This window comes from Vibrio cionasavignyae (genome assembly GCF_050337155.1).
In the GTDB taxonomy this organism is placed as follows: domain Bacteria; phylum Pseudomonadota; class Gammaproteobacteria; order Enterobacterales; family Vibrionaceae; genus Vibrio; species Vibrio nomapromontoriensis.
In genome coordinates this window covers 51,277-69,257 of record NZ_JAKJSR010000010.1, presented here as the reverse complement: position 1 = coordinate 69,257, position 17,981 = coordinate 51,277, and the positions used below count along the sequence as shown (strand labels likewise).

The 17,981-nt window shown below is 43.2% G+C and carries 19 protein-coding genes; 6 read left to right on the top strand and 13 right to left on the bottom strand.

Translation table 11 applies throughout. The annotated features are described in order from the left end of the window. Positions 1–54 precede the first annotated feature (54 nt). Complete coding sequence (gene queE / locus L4D74_RS03545) at positions 55–735, top strand: 7-carboxy-7-deazaguanine synthase QueE (protein WP_428750746.1); 681 nt, start codon at positions 55–57, stop codon at positions 733–735. Positions 736–755: 20 nt separating this feature from the next. Continuing rightward, entirely contained in the window at positions 756–1,445 is a 690-nt protein-coding gene (gene queC, locus L4D74_RS03540; protein WP_428750745.1) for a 7-cyano-7-deazaguanine synthase QueC, read from the top strand. An 81-nt stretch (positions 1,446–1,526) separates the two neighbouring features. Here queC and L4D74_RS03535 read toward each other — a convergent pair whose 3' ends face one another. From L4D74_RS03535 to L4D74_RS03520, 4 genes are all read right to left on the bottom strand, one after another. Continuing rightward, positions 1,527–1,880 carry a DUF2750 domain-containing protein gene (locus tag L4D74_RS03535; protein ID WP_428750744.1) on the bottom strand — a complete coding sequence of 118 codons (354 nt, stop codon included), beginning with the start codon at positions 1,878–1,880 and terminating at the stop codon, positions 1,527–1,529. Positions 1,881–2,004: 124 nt separating this feature from the next. Continuing rightward, positions 2,005–2,628, bottom strand: coding sequence for an OmpA family protein (locus L4D74_RS03530; RefSeq protein WP_428750743.1), 624 nt, complete (start codon positions 2,626–2,628; stop codon positions 2,005–2,007). A 3-nt stretch (positions 2,629–2,631) separates the two neighbouring features. Next, positions 2,632–3,951 carry a TolC family outer membrane protein gene (locus L4D74_RS03525; protein WP_428750742.1) on the bottom strand — a complete coding sequence of 440 codons (1,320 nt, stop codon included), beginning with the start codon at positions 3,949–3,951 and terminating at the stop codon, positions 2,632–2,634. Between the two features lie 381 nt (positions 3,952–4,332). Next, a complete protein-coding gene (locus L4D74_RS03520) occupies positions 4,333–5,523 on the bottom strand; it encodes a class I SAM-dependent methyltransferase (RefSeq protein ID WP_428750741.1) in 1,191 nt (396 codons plus the stop codon). 166 nt (positions 5,524–5,689) lie between these two features. Here L4D74_RS03520 and yccX point away from each other — a divergent pair, with 166 nt between their 5' ends. Then, on the top strand, positions 5,690–5,962 hold the full coding sequence (gene yccX, locus L4D74_RS03515) for an acylphosphatase (RefSeq protein WP_428750740.1): 273 nt from the start codon (positions 5,690–5,692) through the stop codon (positions 5,960–5,962). Positions 5,963–6,006: 44 nt separating this feature from the next. On the opposite strand, the gene L4D74_RS03510 is transcribed toward yccX, so the two are convergent. From L4D74_RS03510 to L4D74_RS03485, 6 genes are all read right to left on the bottom strand, one after another. Further along, complete coding sequence (locus L4D74_RS03510; protein ID WP_428750739.1) at positions 6,007–6,336, bottom strand: TusE/DsrC/DsvC family sulfur relay protein; 330 nt, start codon at positions 6,334–6,336, stop codon at positions 6,007–6,009. 195 nt (positions 6,337–6,531) lie between these two features. Continuing rightward, positions 6,532–7,194, bottom strand: a complete 663-nt coding sequence (locus L4D74_RS03505; RefSeq protein ID WP_428750738.1) for a Bax inhibitor-1/YccA family protein — start codon at positions 7,192–7,194, stop codon at positions 6,532–6,534. Positions 7,195–7,408: 214 nt separating this feature from the next. Beyond that, complete coding sequence (locus L4D74_RS03500) at positions 7,409–8,158, bottom strand: amino acid ABC transporter ATP-binding protein (RefSeq protein ID WP_265672887.1); 750 nt, start codon at positions 8,156–8,158, stop codon at positions 7,409–7,411. A gap of 22 nt (positions 8,159–8,180) precedes the next feature. Next, positions 8,181–9,278, bottom strand: coding sequence for an amino acid ABC transporter permease (locus tag L4D74_RS03495; protein ID WP_428750737.1), 1,098 nt, complete (start codon positions 9,276–9,278; stop codon positions 8,181–8,183). A gap of 1 nt (position 9,279) precedes the next feature. Beyond that, a complete protein-coding gene (locus L4D74_RS03490; RefSeq protein ID WP_428750736.1) occupies positions 9,280–10,482 on the bottom strand; it encodes an amino acid ABC transporter permease in 1,203 nt (400 codons plus the stop codon). Positions 10,483–10,612: 130 nt separating this feature from the next. Beyond that, positions 10,613–11,641: an amino acid ABC transporter substrate-binding protein gene (locus L4D74_RS03485; RefSeq protein WP_428750735.1), complete on the bottom strand. Its 1,029-nt coding sequence runs from the start codon at positions 11,639–11,641 to the stop codon at positions 10,613–10,615. Between the two features lie 475 nt (positions 11,642–12,116). On the opposite strand from L4D74_RS03485, the gene L4D74_RS03480 reads away from it, so the two are divergent. Next, a complete protein-coding gene (locus L4D74_RS03480) occupies positions 12,117–13,055 on the top strand; it encodes a precorrin-2 dehydrogenase/sirohydrochlorin ferrochelatase family protein (protein ID WP_428751159.1) in 939 nt (312 codons plus the stop codon). 72 nt (positions 13,056–13,127) lie between these two features. Here the strand turns inward: L4D74_RS03480 and L4D74_RS03475 are convergent, their stop codons facing one another. Next, positions 13,128–13,610, bottom strand: a complete 483-nt coding sequence (locus L4D74_RS03475; RefSeq protein WP_428750734.1) for a YajQ family cyclic di-GMP-binding protein — start codon at positions 13,608–13,610, stop codon at positions 13,128–13,130. A gap of 1 nt (position 13,611) precedes the next feature. Next, positions 13,612–14,676: a 3-deoxy-7-phosphoheptulonate synthase gene (locus L4D74_RS03470; protein ID WP_428750733.1), complete on the bottom strand. Its 1,065-nt coding sequence runs from the start codon at positions 14,674–14,676 to the stop codon at positions 13,612–13,614. Between the two features lie 257 nt (positions 14,677–14,933). On the opposite strand from L4D74_RS03470, the gene L4D74_RS03465 reads away from it, so the two are divergent. Further along, positions 14,934–15,833 (top strand): putative PEP-binding protein, encoded by a 900-nt coding sequence (locus tag L4D74_RS03465; protein ID WP_428750732.1) that lies wholly within the window; start codon positions 14,934–14,936, stop codon positions 15,831–15,833. A 260-nt stretch (positions 15,834–16,093) separates the two neighbouring features. Then, positions 16,094–16,585, top strand: coding sequence for a PaaI family thioesterase (locus tag L4D74_RS03460; protein ID WP_428750731.1), 492 nt, complete (start codon positions 16,094–16,096; stop codon positions 16,583–16,585). A gap of 31 nt (positions 16,586–16,616) precedes the next feature. On the opposite strand, the gene L4D74_RS03455 is transcribed toward L4D74_RS03460, so the two are convergent. Beyond that, a complete protein-coding gene (locus tag L4D74_RS03455; RefSeq protein WP_428750730.1) occupies positions 16,617–17,966 on the bottom strand; it encodes a hypothetical protein in 1,350 nt (449 codons plus the stop codon). Between the last annotated feature and the right edge of the window lie 15 nt (positions 17,967–17,981).

Sequence of the window (17,981 nt, the reverse complement as noted above, 5' to 3'; positions counted from 1 at the left end):
GCATACTTTAAGGTCTGCACATCGGTTATCAATAGTCATGATTAGCAGCTTTTAATGAATACTACGCAATACAAAATCAACGAAATGTTTGAGACCATTCAAGGCGAGGGCGTTTATACTGGTGTCCCTGCGGTGTTTGTTCGTCTACAGGGGTGCAGTGTCGGTTGTGCTTGGTGTGATACTAAGCAGACATGGCTTGCTGAGAAGGGGGATGAACGCACATTTGGGGAAGTAATTGCAAAGCAAGGCGATGATCCTACTTGGTACTCTGCTTCCGCGAGTGATGTGATTACCCAGTACAAAGCATTGGGCTATAACGCTAAACACATTGTCATCACCGGTGGTGAACCCTGTGAGTTTGATCTACTTTCTTTAACGCAGGCATTTGAATCGATTGGCTGTCAGTGTCAGATTGAAACCAGTGGTACAGCCCCGGTTAGCGTTACCGAAAACACATGGGTGACAGTGTCACCAAAGGTGGCGATGAAAGGCAAGCTACCAGTTCTGACATCAGCGCTAGAAAGAGCAAATGAAATCAAGCACCCAGTGGCAACGCAGAAAAATATAGACCAGCTTGATGAACTACTCGTAGGTGTGACATTAAAGCCTAATGTTGAGATTGCCTTACAACCCATCAGCCAAAAATTACGGGCGACTGAGCTGTGTATTGAAACGTGTATTAAGCGTAACTGGCGTCTCTCAGTTCAAACACATAAATATCTCAGTATCGCGTAATAGGATTAGGAATAACTAGAATGAAAAAAGCCGTCGTCGTATTTAGTGGGGGGCAAGACTCCACTACGTGTTTAGTGAAAGCGTTGCAGGAGTACGATGAAGTACATGCCATTACGTTTGACTATGGGCAGCGTCATAAGTTAGAAATTGAAGTCGCACAAGCATTGGCCAAAAAGCTGGGTGTTGCCGCGCATAAGGTGATGGATGTAGGCTTGCTAAATGAACTCGCGATAAGCTCACTTACCCGCGATGATATTCCTGTGTCACATGAACTTGGTGAAAATGGCTTACCAAATTCATTTGTGCCAGGCCGTAACATTTTGTTTCTAACTCTTGCTGGAATATATGCATATCAAATTGGCGCACAGAGTGTTATTACAGGGGTTTGTGAAACGGATTTTTCGGGCTACCCTGACTGTCGTGATGAGTTTGTAAAGTCGATGAATACGGCTTTAATTCAAGGGATGGATAGAGCGTTTACCATTGAAACACCACTTATGTGGTTGGACAAAGCCGAAACGTGGGCTCTTGCTGACCAGCATCAAGCGTTAGCGTTAGTACGTGAAGAAACGCTCACTTGTTATAATGGCGTGATTGGAGATGGGTGTGGGGATTGTCCTGCGTGTGATCTTCGGAAAAATGGGCTACAGCACTACTTGGATAACAAACAAGCTGTGTCAGACTCGTTAACGAAAAAGCAAGCGGGATAAACGGTATTGTTTAATAGGTATGTAATTTAGTACTGACATAAAAATAGAGGCAAAAGCCTCTATTTTTATGTGTTATGGGTTCTATTTCAGGTACAGCTTAGCGAGATCAGATGGTTCTAATTCTTTACCATCTAACTGTGTGTTCCAGTTTGCACCAATTAAGACACCATCTTCTGCAAGAGTTAGCAACCAATCTTCCACAAAGATATCTAACGGAATGTGTAACACTTCAAAATCGGCCCACTCTTCAACATTATGTAATTTTGCTTCTTCTTCTGAAGACCAAAATGGCATCACTTCAGAATTTTCGAATTCCGTTGAGTCACATGCCAACCAACCTTCTTCATTTCGTAGACCCCAAACTAGCTCAGTAGCTTTGGTGTCACGAATGAAAAGTTCTAGGTTTTGCTCGACATCTGAAGTCAATTTGCTCATGATTTTTATACTCTTAGTAATAACTGCGTTAAGAGTAGCACGAGTTTCAAAAGAACTAAATGAGCGACATTAAAAAGGGCAGTCGATTTGACCGCCCTTAGCAAAAATAGCGCTTAAGAAGGGGCTATTTATCTATTTTAGTAAATATTGTCCATTGTTTTTCTACTTCGCCCTTATATCCTACAACTGAGGCGACCACTTTGCGGTTCATCGCATGGGAGAATTCATTGTTTCCTAATTCTTCTGGTTTTGTGTCTCCGAAGCCAATAATAGTCAGTCTGTCGGGGGCGATTCCATTGTTAATTATCGCTTGCCTAACAACGTCGGCACGGTTTTGTGACAATACCAAATTCTTTTCTGGGTTGCCGACGATACTCGCATATCCTTGAATTTCAATCGTGGTATCTGGGTAGGCTTTCAAAAAATCAGCCATTTGTCGAATTTGATTTTGAAAAACAGATTTGATTATCGTTGAGTTATTATCGAACAACACTCTAATTGCCATTGATTGTGTGGTATCGATATGTTTTTCACAGCCGTCGTTATCGATAACTGAGCCATTAGGAGTGACAACACATAAATCTCTTGCATTGATAACGCCGTCGCTATCATCGTCAATTAAATCTGCTTTCTGGTCTGCTAAAGGAGTAGGTATGTAGTCGTACTCATCCTGATCACGAGTGGTGGCGGTTGAGGTGGCTGAAAACGCCACTAGGCTACAAAGTAACAGTAAATTTTGTAGTTTCATGATTTAGTACTCCACCTTTTCATTCCACTCTTTTGGGGTGTCAATACGTAGCCCTTGTAACAAGTTGCCAGTGGCATTCATGACGCGATATTTAGCCAATTGCTCAGCGTACTTTGCGTCCAAATAACCTTTTCTCGCTTCGAACAATTCATTCTCTGTATTGAGAACGTCAAGAAGCGTTCGTTTACCTATTTTGTATTGCTTTTGATAAGCAACAACGGTATCGGATGCAGAATCTACGTGATCAGCTAAAAATTCTTTTTGTTGCACCGTGAATTCAAGTCCCGTCCATGACAGATTTAACCCTTCTTCAACCATACGGAACGTGCGGTCACGGAAATCTTTGGCCTTGTTTAATTGATAAGCTGCGGCTTCTGTGCGGTCGGAATCAGATCCACCGTTATACAGATTGTAACGCATTCGAACCATTGCTCTGGTTTCGTTATCAGTGCCGATGTTGCCGCCAGCGTCATCACGCCAATTGTGACCCGCATCGATGTAGAAAGTAGGGTAGTTTACACCTTTGGTTTGTTGATATTGAAAACGAGCTGAGTCGACATCGACTTGCGAAATTCGAATGACGGGGTGCTGCTCTATGGCAATTTCAAGGGCTTGATCTACGGTTGGTGGAATAGCGTTAAGGTCCGCCTGTGGGTATTTCAGGCCAAGTGGTATTTGTCCAACGATACGTTTAAATTGCGTGTGGGTGTCAAATAAGTTGTTTTGGGCAGCAAGTAAGTTTCCGTGAGCTTTTGCAATACGGGCTTCAACTTGCGATAAATCGGCAGTAGACCCGATTCCGGAATCCACGCGTTTTTTAATGTCTGCAAATATTTTTTTGTGTACTTCTAAGTTAGCTTCAGACAGTGAGAGTATTTCATAAGCTTTGGTTGCCTCTAGATAAATCTTAGAGACCTCTAACGCGATATCAGAAGCGTCAGCTAAAAGTTGATAGCGCACTGACTCGGCTTCTGCCGCCGTTCTGTCCATATCGTTTAACGTTTCATTACCATCCCAAAGTAATTGAGTCAGGCTAATTCCGACTTCCTTTCTGGTAAGGCTCTCATTTCTATTATTAAGCGAGTCTGCACGGTCAAAGTCAGTTCGCTCATAACCAATACCACCATCCAAGTCTACCTTGGGCCTGTAGGCGCCTACCGAGGCTTCGGCGTCATATCGTTTACTTACATACTCGTTGTATGCGGCCTTGATTTCAGGGTTGGTTGCCAATGTCGTAGCAACCGCTTGTTCTAGTGTTTGGCTAGCCGCAGGTAAACTAGCAGCGATAAAGCAAGCGATAGTTGAAATGGTTAACTTGTTCAATGTGACTCTCCTTAGCCCTTACGCAAATTGGTCGCTTTGATAAGGTTCTTATAATGAACATGCATTAGTTAATCCCACAGTTTGATAATGTAAGTTAAGTCATTAGGTTACGGTATCTATAGATAAACTATAGTGACCAATGACATAATTTCAAATAGGAACTGCAATGTTAGTGTATCCAAATTAAGACTCTTCGCATCTTTTTTGAATGCAACATGAAAATACAAACATATTATTGAAAATAGTAGAGAAATTCGGTTGTTCAATGATAAGTCTGCAAAAAAGTCTCAAAATTGAGACGGATAGGACATAAAAAAACCACTCATGTGATGATGAGTGGTTTAGTGTTCACGCGAAAGTGTGATAATTGCGAGTTATTGACTACAGAACTTTGCAGGCAAATCCTTTCAGATAGAAGCCTTCTGGGTAGGCTGTGTCTGTTGGGTGATCCGCGGCTTGCTCGAATCGTTCAACGAATTTGACTGAACGTCCTGCGTCCAGTGCTGCGTCAGCGATGATTTTCTGGAATAGATTTTGATCCATTAAACCAGAGCAGGAATAGGTCAATAGTGTACCGCCTGGTTTCAGAATTTGCATGGCGAGCATGTTGATATCTTTGTAACCTCGACACGCTCCGTTGAGCTGGGCCTTAGACTCCGCGAATTTAGGTGGGTCCATGATAACAACATCAAATTTGGTGCCTTGATCACGGTACTCTCTTAGTAGCTTAAAGACGTCGGCATTTAAAAAGACGGCCTTTTTCTTCTCGGTAAATCCATTGAGTTCCGCATTGTGCTTTGCCGTGTCTAATGCAAGTTGTGAGACATCCGCATTAATGACGCGAGTTGCGCCACTTTTTAGCGCGTACAGACCAAAGCCTCCGGTGTAGCTAAAGCAGTTTAAGACTTCCTTACCTTTGGTGTATTTCTGCGCTTGGTAGCGACTATCGCGTTGATCAAGATAAAAACCAGTTTTGTGCCCTTTGATGATATCAACGCTAATTTTCACGCCGTTTTCTTCAATCACGACTGGCTCTAGAGGCTCTTCTCCAAGTAAGACGCCCGTACGCTCTTTAAGGCCTTCTTTTTTACGTACAGATACGTCTGAACGTTCGTAAATTGAGCACTCTGGAAAGCAGATATGCAAGGCTTTAACAAGGGCGTCTTTTTGATATTCCGCTCCCGCGCTGAGTAATTGACATACGAGGTATTGATTGTATCTATCAATGGTAATGCCGGGTAAACCATCAGATTCGGCAGCGATGAGGCGATAGCCAGTTAAACCATCTCGTTCAATTATGTCTTCTCTCAGTAGCTGGGCAGTTCGGATGCGAGACACGAAAAAATCTACATCGATCGCTTGTTTTTCAAAGCTCCAAACGCGAGCGCGAATTTGTGAATTTGGTGAAAATGCTGCTTTAGCTAGCCATTCACCGTTGTCCGCAAAGACATCAACCGTTTCACCAAGAGAAGGTTGCCCATCGACGCGGGAGATACCGCGCGAAAAAATCCAAGGGTGTTTACGTCTTAGTGATTTGTCGCGACCTTTTACGAGATGTATTGCAGGAGCCATGGGATGCCTTACGTGTTAGTACAAAAGAAAGGGTGGGCTATTTTGTGTGATGTCGCTGACAAATGCAATGATGTCGCGGTAATGACTGCGCTTAAATACAGTTTAAGCTCAGATCAGGCCAATATATTAGCTATATTCTAAGAGTGGTCACATTAGGAATACTATTATGCCGGATATTTGTAAGAAGTTTATTGTTGAGGGGCGAGTGCAAGGAGTGGGCTTTCGGTATCACACTTGCCATGAAGGACTGAAGTTAAACACCACGGGCTATGCAAAGAATCAATCTGATGGGACAGTGGAAGTGATGGTGTGTGGTCAACCTATCGATGTTGACGCATTGGAGCGATGGTTAATGATTGGCCCAAGAACCGCACATGTTGAAAGTGTGGTGCGAGAGCCATGCGAATATCAGCTATATCGTGGCTTTAAGATCCTATAGCCGAGCTTTGAGCGTTAGTTGGAAGCAAGAGTGTTAGTTGGAAACTATAGGCACTTCGCTGGCTTTGGTAGTCCGGCCAATTTCGTTGCTTGTTTTGCCGGTCCCTTTTTAAAGAGTTTAAATAGGTACTTGCTGTTACCTTTTTCCGGACCGTGCGCTTTTTCCATTGCTTTTACCAACATTCGAACCGCAGGGGAAGTATTGAACTCTTGGTAAAATTGACGAACAAACATCACGACTTCAATATGCGCGTCGGTGAGTTCAATGTTTTCTTCTTTAGCAAGAATAGCAATCATGCCTTCTTCCCACTCTTCAAAGTTAAGTAGGTAGCCTTCCGCATCTGTTTCAATGCTTTTATCTTGGTATTGGATCATAGTATTAATCAGTATGTTGGACTCGCTAGGATGTTAGCGCAAATTAAAACACAATTTCAAGCCAGTAATTAGTGTTGCCTGATAATTGAGCAGGCGTTGCCGTTAGGCGGTAGGAAAACTGAATAGGTAAAAAGTAATAAGCAATAAAAAACCCGAGATAAACTCGGGCTTTACATTCAACTGGTCGTCAACAAATTAATCGTCGTTCATAATGCCAAGAATACTTAGCAGACTGATGAAGATGTTGTAAATAGACACAAAAAGCGTAACGGTTGCAGAAATGTAATTAGTTTCACCGCCACGGATAATGCCCTGTGTTGTCATCAAGATAGCCATGGTAGAGAACACGATAAACAAGCTACTAAGTGCTAAGTGCATGATAGTAGATTGAATAAAGATGCTGGCAATCATACCTACAATCAGTACAACAAACAGTGACAGCATTAAGCCGCCAAGCATTGACAGGTCGCGTTTAGTTGTAAGCGCATACGCAGATGCCGCTAAGAACGACAAGGCTGTACCACCAAGAGCGGTGACGATCACATCGCCCATGCCTGCGCCTAAATACATATTTAGCAGCGGGCCAATGGTGTAACCCATAAAGCCAGTGAATAGGAATGTAAATACAAGCCCCATTGAGTTGTTACGGTTTTTCTCAGTTAAGAAAAGTAAGCCGTAAAAGCCAACCAGAGTGATAATAATACCAGGGCGAGGTAATCCCATCGCCATAGAAACACCAGCGACTACCGCAGACCAAAGCAAAGTCATAGATAGTAGGGCATAGGTGTTACGTAATACTTTGTTCGTTTGCAGAACGCTCGCTTCAGACGAAGTGCGAGATACCATAGGACCGTTCATAATCTTCCTCGTAGATGATTAACTTTCTTATATGACTAGTTATGGGGCCGATTGTTCAAAAAATCAAGCTTTCCTATTATAAGTCACTTTACAAAATCATAATAAAAATAGTTGCTTAAGTATGTAGTAAGATGTAACACAATATGTCTGAGTTGCAAATGATTGAATCAACAAAAAAAGGCGACGTTTCCGTCGCCTTTTGGTGATTGATACATTAATGGTGCAAAATTTGACTCAAGAAGTTTTGTGTTCTGTCCGATTGTGGGTTTTCGAAGAAATCAATAGGGTTGTTTTCTTCAATGATTTCACCCGCGTCCATGAAGATAACTCTGTCGGCGACTTCTTTTGCAAACCCCATTTCGTGAGTAACACAAAGCATTGTCATCCCTTCGTCGGCAAGCTCAACCATTACGTCGAGTACTTCACGTACCATTTCGGGGTCGAGTGCGGAAGTTGGTTCATCAAACAGCATAACCTGAGGACTCATACATAGTGAGCGAGCAATCGCAACGCGCTGTTGTTGACCACCGGAGAGTTGACCTGGGTATTTGTCTGCTTGATCAGGGATCTTTACACGCTCTAAATACTTCATTGCTATTGACTCAGCTTCTTCTTTAGGCATTTTTTTAACCCAAATTGGCGCAAGTGTGCAGTTTTCTAACACAGTTAAGTGCGGGAAGAGGTTAAAGTGTTGGAAGCACATGCCGACTTCTCGCCTTACTGCTTCGATGTTTTTTAGATCTTCCGTTAACTCAGTACCAGATACAAAAATGTTACCGGCTTGGTGCTCTTCCAGGCGGTTAATGCAGCGAATCATGGTCGACTTACCAGAGCCAGAAGGGCCACAAATAACGATTTTCTCGCCTTTTTTAACTTCTAGGTTAATATTTTTTAGTACGTGAAACTCACCATACCATTTGTTCATGTCCTTCAGTTGGATCATGTAATCTTCTTGTTGCGTCATAATACGTCCTTGAATTTCCGTTTTATCGTTTGTGACCGGTATGCAGTTTATTCTCTAGCCATATCGAATATCTCGACATGCCAAAGCAGAATACCCAGAACACTAACGCGACAAATACATAACTTTCGGTAGAAAACCCTAACCATTCTGGGTCGGTGTTTGCTGCCTGACCAATACCCAATACATCAAACATACCGATGATGAGTACCAAACTGGTGTCTTTGAAAAGACCGATAAACGTGTTCACAATTGAAGGGATAGTGATCTTCAATGCCTGAGGTAAAACAATTAACCCCATTTTTTTCCAATAGCTTAGACCTAGAGCATCCGCTGCCTCGTACTGCCCTTTGGAAATTGCTTGTAACCCGCCTCGGACTACTTCTGCCATGTAGGCGGCACTAAATAACACCACACCCACTAGAGCACGAATCAGCTTATCCGTTTCTGTCCCTTCGGCTAAAAACAGCGGAAGCATTACAGACGCCATAAATAAGACTGTGATGAGCGGTACACCACGCCAGACTTCAATATACACAGTACAGATACTGCGGATGATAGGCATTTCTGAACGCCGCCCTAGTGCCAATGCCACACCAATTGGCAGGGAGACGATAATCCCAACCAGTGCAATGATTAGTGTGACGAGTAGGCCACCCCATTTATGGGTATCAACGACTTCCAAGCCAAACACGCCGCCATAAAGTAGTGCGCCAGCGATAAATGGATAAATGTTTACAAAAAACAACCAAATCCACAAGCGCTTAGGCGTTCCTTCATAGGCAAGCAAGGCGACGAAAATCGCGAGTGTTGCATAAAATAGCTGTGGTCTCCAGAGTTCAGCTTCTGGGTAGAAGCCGTACATGAATTGGTCCCAGCGGACACTGATGAACACCCAACATGCGCCTTCTCGTGAACAGGCATCTCGAGTTGTACCCACCCAATCGGCATTAATAAATGCCCAGTTGGCAACTTGCCACAGTAATGTAATACAGATGTAGCTCACGATAATGGTGAGTATTGAATTGACTGGCCCATCAAACAAGTTTTTCCGTAGCCAACCGACAACACCTACCGTGTTAGCTGGTGGCGGAAGGTCAGGTTGAAATTGATGCTGCGACATATTATCTCTCCACCAAAGCAACTTTGCGGTTATACACATTCATTAACGCGGAAGTGACTAGACTTAAGGTCAGATAGACTGCCATTGTCATCGCAATAACTTCAATCGCTTGCCCAACCTGGTTCAGAGTTGTGCCCGCGAAAACAGAGACCAAATCTGGATAACCAATAGCCATCGCTAAAGATGAGTTTTTGGTTAAGTTAAGGTATTGGCTAGTGAGAGGCGGAATAATGATTCTCATCGCTTGAGGGATCACGACCAGTTTCAGGGTGCGAGTGCGAGGCAAACCAAGAGACATTGCGGCCTCGGTTTGACCATGATTGACGGCATTGATACCGGAACGAACGATCTCTGCGATAAAGGAAGCGGTGTAAATACTAAGCGCAATGGTTAATGCCGCTAACTCTGGGATAATGCTAATCCCACCGCGGAAGTTGAACCCTTTAAGTACGGGGTACTCTGCAGAAATCGGCATTCCCATGATGAAGTACGCCACCAGTGGTAATGCAACGAGTAGCCCTAAGGCAATACGTAGCATAGGGGTCTGCTGCCCGGTTAATCTCTGTTTGTTTTTAGCCCATATATTAACGCCAATAGTAGCAATTAGACCGATGATGAAGACTCCAATGACGATGCTACTTCCTGCTTCCATAACGGGGGCAGGGAAGTACAAACCACGAACATTAAGGAAAATGGCTTCACCCAAACTCATACTCTGCCTTGGCGAAGGAAGCGCCTGTAGTACGGCAAAATACCAAAAGAAGATTTGCAGAAGTAATGGGATATTTCGGAATATCTCAATATAAACGGCAGCGAATCGGCTTACGAGCCAGTTAGAAGAAAGACGAGCAATACCAATGACAAAGCCTAATACTGTCGCAAAGAGTATACCAAGGACAGAGACAAGAGCCGTGTTTAGTAGCCCAACAAAAAAGGTTCTACCATAAGAAAACGTTTCGTCGTATTCAATGAGCGTTAACCCGATACCAAATCCAGCTTCTTCAGAAAGAAAATCAAAACCTGTTGCGATTCCTCGAGCGGCAAGGTTATCGAGAGCATTGGTGACAATCGTATAGAAAAAAGCACCAAGCGCCATAACCGCAATAGCTTGGAAAACAACAGAACGGAAGGTAGGGTTGTACAGGAGATTTGCGCTTTTCGCAGGTTTTTTCTGCGGTGCGACTTGAGTATTAGTAGGTTTCATACAGCTATAACCTCAAATCCTTTGAGAAAGGGCGGATAAACCGCCCTTGTTTTGGAGCATTATGTATTTCAAAGCACTAGTTGTAGTGCAAATAACTTGAGCGAAGTTCGCTTTCAGCTATTTGATACATTTAGCGGATTGGTGGCGCATACATGAAACCACCAGCATTCCAAAGTGCGTTGACACCGCGGTCAATCGCAAGTGGAGAGCCTGTACCGACAGTACGCTCGAAGCTTTCGCCGTAGTTACCGACTTGTTTGATAACTTGATAACCCCAGTCATCATTAATGCCTAGACCTTTACCTTTTGGTCCATCAACACCAAGAATACGCTTGATGTTTGGATCGGTCGATTTAAGCATTTCGTCCGCATTTTTCGAGGTAATACCATATTCTTCAGCATTGATCATGGCGTTTAGTGTCCACTTAGCAATGTTGAACCATTGATCGTCACCTTGACGAACAACAGGGCCTAGCGGTTCTTTAGAAATAATTTCTGGAAGTACGACTGCTGCACTTGGGTCTTTAAGGTTAAGACGAAGCGCATAGAGACCGGATTGGTCAGTCGTCAGTACATCACAACGGCCAGCGTCAAAACCTTTTGAAGTTTGTGCTGCGGTATCAAATACCACCGGCTTGTATGACATACCACTATTTCGGAAGTAATCGGCTAAGTTAAGTTCGGTTGTTGTACCTGATTGTACACAAACAGAAGCCCCATCGAGATCTTTAGCGCTGGTCACGCCAAGGTCTTTCATGACCATGAAACCTTGACCATCGTAGTAGTTAACGCCGACGAAGTTTAGACCAAGTGCCGTATCACGGTGCAATGTCCAAGTGGTATTACGCGATAGTACGTCAATTTCACCAGACTGAAGGGCAGTAAAACGCTCCTTAGCAGTTAGGGGAACATATTTTACTTTCGATTTATCGCCAAGTACTGCAGCTGCAACAGCTTGGCAGTATTCTACGTCGATCCCTTCCCATTCACCTTTTGAGTTAGGGTTAGAGAAACCGGGAAGACCCGTACTCACACCACAAGTTAAAACACCTGCTTTTGTGACTTTCTCTAGAGTGCTGTCAGCAGCGGAAGCTGACGTGCTTACCATAGCAGCTGAAGCAGCTACCAAAGATGCAATTAGAGTGAGGTTCTTTGCCATTGTGTATCCTTCCTGTAAGTTCCGTGTAAATCAGGTCCATCCTGAATACAATGTGCTAATCATTGTTTTGTTCTGGTCATGATTTTGGTGCATCTTAAGTTCTTAATATTCGAACTAATTTTCTACCAGTTGTAACAACCGTTTAAAGCGTAGATAATGTTTAATGATTTCTCAAATTATTAATTTAAAAGATGTTTTGAGTTGTCACTCGACCTTAAACCATTGCTAGAATGACGAAGTGTAATAGTTTTGTAAATAGTGCAACTAAACACCAACTTAGTGCGATAGAAGTAGATTTGTTAAAAAAACGTTAATTTAAAATACTTGCTTGTTATTTGGCTTAACCTCTGGATATTGTGCTTGTTATCTTTAAAAATTTAGTGAAAAATTGTTTTGTGACGAATGTCTCGGTGACAAAGCTGCACCATTCTGGTGAGTTTGAATGAATAGTTATTTCGGTTTGAAAGGGAAATTTATGCGTTACTTTCCACTGTTTATGGATCTGCTTGAAAAGCCTGTACTCGTTATAGGTGGAGGGGAGGTTGCTTGTCGGAAGATTGATATGTTGCTGCGTGCTGGTGCGCAGGTTACCGTCGTATCGCCTAAGATAGAGCCTTATCTAGCGCAATTAGTAGAAAATGAGAAGTGCCATTGGATACAACGTTTTTATGCGCCGGAATTGATGACAACCGATTACGTGCAAGTTTGGGCGACAACGGATAATCCAAGCTTAAATCATCAAGTGCATAAAGATGCAAAAAAATTACGTATTCTTGTGAATGTTGTCGATGATACGCCTTATTGTGATTTTATAACGCCCTCAGTAATTAACCGAGGGCGCATCCAGATAGCGATTTCTAGTGGCGGATCCTCACCAGTGCTCATTCGAGGTATACGCGAAAAAATAGAAACGGTTTTGCCTATGAATACCGCCCAATTAGCGGATTTTGCCGCGAGTAAGCGGACAGACATTAAGCAACGCTTTCCTTCTGTTGATGAGCGTCGTAAGTTTTGGGAGCTGTTTTTTCGAAAGCCTGAAGTGATGTGTTGTGTAAACAATCAAGAGATTGAACAGGTTTATCAGCGTATGGTAGAGAAACCGGTGACATTTTCCGAATCATGTACTTGGATTGAGTTTGGCGCTGACCCAGAATTACTACCGCTAAGAGCATTACGCTTGATGCAAGAGGCAGAAATCGTATTTCACGATAAAACCTGTCCATTCGGTTTTGTGGATTTAGTAAGGCGTGATGCAGAGCGACTTTCTTTTCACGATATTACTGATGTGGCGGCACACATACGCCAGTGCAAGAGTGATGGGCAAAGAGTGGTGGTCTTTGTCGACCCTACCTCGTCAGCTTATCGATTACTCAAAGAAAATGACGACGTCATTGAGTTGGCACGGATAAAATAAAAAGGGCAGAAGCCCTTTTTTATCTATTTGTTTGTCGCTGTTAAATAAGCAACAAATGGTATTGGTCGGAGATTAGTCTCTGAAGTTGTCAAACTGGAAAGGCTGTCCTAGCTCACTGGTTTTAACAAGTTGCATCGTAGCTTGTAAGTCATCGCGTTTCTTACCTGTCACTCGAACTTTCTCGCCTTGTATTGAAACTTGCACTTTGATTTTCGCGTCTTTTACCGCTTTCACGATTTTTTTAGCGACGGTAGTTTCAATACCTTGCTTAAATTCAACGTTTTGGTGCCAAAGTTTACCAGACTGCTCAGCCGTCTTAGATTCCATAGAAGCAACGTCGACACCTCGTTTAGTCAGGTTACCACGTAAAATGTCACGCATTTGCTTTAGTTGAAAGTCACTTTCACAAGACAGTTTCACTACTTCACCATTTAGTGTGAATGATGCTTCAACATTACGGAAGTCGAAGCGGGTAGTGATCTCTCTATTTGCGTTATCAACAGCATTACGCAATTCAACGGTCTCGATTTCAGAGATAATATCAAATGATGGCATGTTAGATTTCCTTACTATTACGTTGTTTTACCGCGTCGGCGAGAATGTTAAGCATATCAACAGTGTCGCTCCAACTTAGACATGGGTCAGTGATTGACTTCCCATATTCGAGGTTATTGATGTCGCTCATGCTCTGATTGCCTTCCTCGATGAAGCTTTCCGCCATGATGCCAGCAACTTTATGCGAACCTGCGATGATCTGACGACCTATTTCTTCCGCAACATCAAGCTGTTTACGGTGTTGCTTTTCACAGTTTGCGTGGCTGAAGTCGACAATTAAGCGCTGCGGCAGGTCGAAGGAAGCAAGCTGCTCGCAAGCAGAGGCAATAGAGCCTTCGTCAAAGTTTGGACCTGTATCACCACCACGTAAGATAATGTGGCCATGTGGGTTACCGCTTGTACGATAAACTGTCATGCGACCATTTTTATCGGGTGAATAAAAATAGTGTGAAGCGCGAGCTGCTCGGATCGCATCCATGGCGATTTTAACGCTGCCATTGGTGCCATTCTTAAACCCAACAGGGCAAGATAATGCCGAGGCCATTTCTCTATGGATTTGAGATTCGGTTGTACGAGCGCCAATCGCACCCCAAGTGATAAGGTCGGCGATGTATTGCCCTGTTATCATGTCGAGAAATTCGGTTGCCGTTGCTAAACCTAACTTATTGATGTCAAGCAATAGACCGCGGGCTTTGTTTAAGCCAGTTTCAAGGGCGTAAGAGCCATCTAGATTTGGGTCGGTGATTAAGCCTTTCCAACCTACGACTGTGCGAGGTTTTTCAAAGTAGGTACGCATGACGATGAAAAGCTCATCGCGGTATTGGTCTTGAATCGCACTTAGGCGTTTCGCGTAATCAAGCGCGGCATCTGTATCGTGGACAGAGCATGGACCAACAATGCAAAGAAGACGGCTATCTTCTCCGGATAGAATATTTTCAATTTGACGGCGAGAATCGGCAATTCTTGTCGCGACATCATCTGTAATGGGATGAGTCGTACTCAATTCCAACGGAGTGGGCATTGGGCCTAGTGCCTGAGTTCTTAGTTCGTCTGTTTTTAATGGCATGGGGCAGCCTACGTATTAATTTCGAAGCGGTAAAGATAGCGGAAATGCCGAGTCAAATAAACTATTAATGGCAATCTCCTTAGTTGACGAGGGATTACCGCTAAATATGGTCACATAATTGATTAAAAATAACGCAATTGTCGGAATGTATGGACTGTGGTCAAAATAGTTCATGATAATTCCTCATCATGCCTTGTATTCATAAGGTTGAGTCGGTATTTTGCTTTTAGTTAGAGTTAAGAAAGCACGGAGCAGTCATGAGTTACGAAAGCGAGAAACAAAGTCAAAACATTCCCTTAGCATCACTGAGTCTTGGTCATGTTTTTCCAAGCTACTCTGAAACAGCTGAGGCAGAGCATTTGTATGTATCAATTGCCGAACTCATTATGGAGAAAATATTCTTTCATCCTGACTATGCTCAACTTGGTGATGAACTCGATAGCGTCGAATTGGACGCTATCAATGCGTTACTCGGGGGGCGTGAAGCGTCGGACTTTTTCGTTGAAACTCTCGTTGCTGAAATTGTGTCGGCCGTTCAGCCTTGCCACAAAGTGGTACGAATAGAGTTAAATGATGCGGACAGCTATGGTATGAGTGCCTTGCTAGGTGGAAAAGTTGAGCCAGAAGAGGTGAACCCGGCGCTTGGTGTTCGTGGCGTTTCTCGTTTTGCGTCAGCGGCGTATAGTGCGACGTTTGCGTTAGAGTGCCAGGTTGTGAAGACGTTGCGAGAACAGGGAATTAATGTCGAGATTATTGTACCGTGCGTAAGAGCACTAAGTGATGCGGCAAAAATTATTGATCAACTTGCAGAGCAAGGTTTGCCACGCGGGTTGAATGGTTTAAAGATTTTATTTGCTTGTGATACGCCATCTGCTGTTCTGCTATCAGAGCGTTTACTGCAGTATTTTGATGGTTTAGTGATAAAAATTGACAACTTGACCCAGTTAACACTTGGCGTGGATCGCCATCAAGACGAGTTAGCCCACTTGTATGATCCACAGAGTGAGGCTGTACTTAAGTTGGTTAGAGATGCCGTGGTTACGGCAAAAGAAGTGAAGAAACCAGCGATTGTGGTTATTGGTTCACTTGATGATTATCCCCACCTTGCTCTCCAGCTGGAAGAGTTGGGGCAGATTGATGTTTACGTGACGGCGTAACTACAGTGATGGCTAGCTCTTTAATGATTCCAGGTCAGTTAAGGGGCTGAAAATAATGAAAGGCTAATGGCGTCTAAGCCTTAGCCTTTTTATATTCCAAAGATTTTTCATTTTAATACTCCACAGCGTTTTCCTTTTAGCGATTTTACATTCTCCAACCTTTTTAATACCGCGTCGTTTCGTAACATTTCTTTGACATCCTTATTGCTTTTTAGTTTACTGGTCGGATGAGCTTTCTTGTAAAGGACAAGGACAAGGACATGTTATCACCACTTCGTAAAGCTAACTTATATCTCAATACCTTTGGTTTTTTCAAAGTTCCTTTCATTTGGCTATGCCGCCCTAAAATTCTTCAGCTTGATCAGCGTAAGGTCGAGATTAAAATCCCTTTAAAGCGACGGACAAAAAATCATCTAAATAGTATGTATTTTGGTGTTCTGGCTGTTGGTGCCGATGTGGCTGGTGGATATATGGCGATGAATAAAGCGCAACAGCGAGGTGAAAGGGTATCACTGGCTTTTAAAGAGGTAGAAGGTAAGTTTTTTAAACGGCCAGAAGCTGATGTTCATTTTATCTGTGATGATGGGGCGCTAATTGATAGCATGCTAGATGAGACACTTGCCACCGGAGAGCGAGTGAACCGTCCAGTAAAAATTACCGCCATATGTCCATCGTTACACGGTGACGAGCCCATGGCGGAGTTTTTACTGGTGTTATCATTGAAAAAGGTCGTCAAGAAAACCGTTCACTGATAATTGTAGGTGATAGCTAAATCCCGTTGCTTTAAAGCGGTATTTCTTCAATATCGACAATTTTTGAACGATTAAGAATAATCTTCCAACGGTAATAGTGCGGTTCCGTATCGTAATTATTCTCCTTAATAATTAAATTGAGGAGATGACGCTTTTCTAACGACTCTTTTACCACTTGTCCCTCTTGTAGGCGGAAGAAACGGTTATTACTTTTATCCATTAGGCGAGTTAGAGTGCGAAAGTTAATGTTAATCACTTCACGGGTTTGGTCATAGCCACTGGTGAACTTCGATGTAGCCATGGTGGTGTGAGTGCGATAGTGAAGTATTTTTTCCTCTCTCTGAACCACTCGTTTTTTACGTATTGTTTTAATGCGGTCAGGTAATCGGTCAAAAGAAACAAAATCCAACCATTCAATTTTTCTCCCCACTTCTTTTTTGGTCGTCGGGTCGATATAGCGCCTACGCCATTTAGGCTTACCTCGTTGGATCCAACGCCATAAAATGTCGCGTAAATCGTCCTTAAATACTTCACGAAGCGCATAGATGACAGACAACACTAAGATAAACGAGGCCGTGATTTCGCCGAGGTAATCTCTTGCTAAAATGACGGCCGTGGTAACGAATAACATCACAAGCCCTGTTGCTGACCCCTTGATGAAGCGTTTAGTGTTGTTACCCATTGAAGTCAGTTTCTCTTGTAGCACAATAGGGTGCTCGATTAATCGTCGTAATAATCGCATCTTATTACTAAGGCGAGTCGAGTCCTTACGAACTTGATCAGAGTTATAATTGTTGAGGTTTCGGTGTGCTTGTTCTTTCTCAACAATGGTGATGAGTCGTTCTTTGAGCGGTGTGTATGATTTACTATTGGGTAACGCAACGACAAGGGACAGAAATTTCTGACCTGTATACCAAGAAAGGTAGTTGTCGATGTTGGCATAATAACGCTTGAGACTCTCCTCATAGGGCACAGCTCGACGCATCTTACGCAAAATATCGATGGCTAACTCAATTACTTCATCAATTTCGTCTGCGGTGACTTCTTCTTTTGAGGAGTTGATGAGTGAAGAAACCGCATTGTCTAACGCAAATACATATTGGTAGGCGAATAAGCTTAAACTGACACGATATTGAGTGTTGGATAAACGTCCACGCTTGGCGAGTCGAGAGTGGATAAGAGGCAGCAGGGTTTCTGTACTGAAATACGTGCGCTTTTGAGAGAACGAGTTGTGATAAAAGTCTGACTCGGAAACTTGGTGTGACTCGAGGTCGAGTTCTCCTGGGATGAATAGAAAAACATCTAAGTCTAAGGTTTTTGTATTAGCCATCGCATGAGCAATTTTTAACGTGATGGCATCTTGTTTGTCGACAGAAATCAAACAACTTCTCCGTTT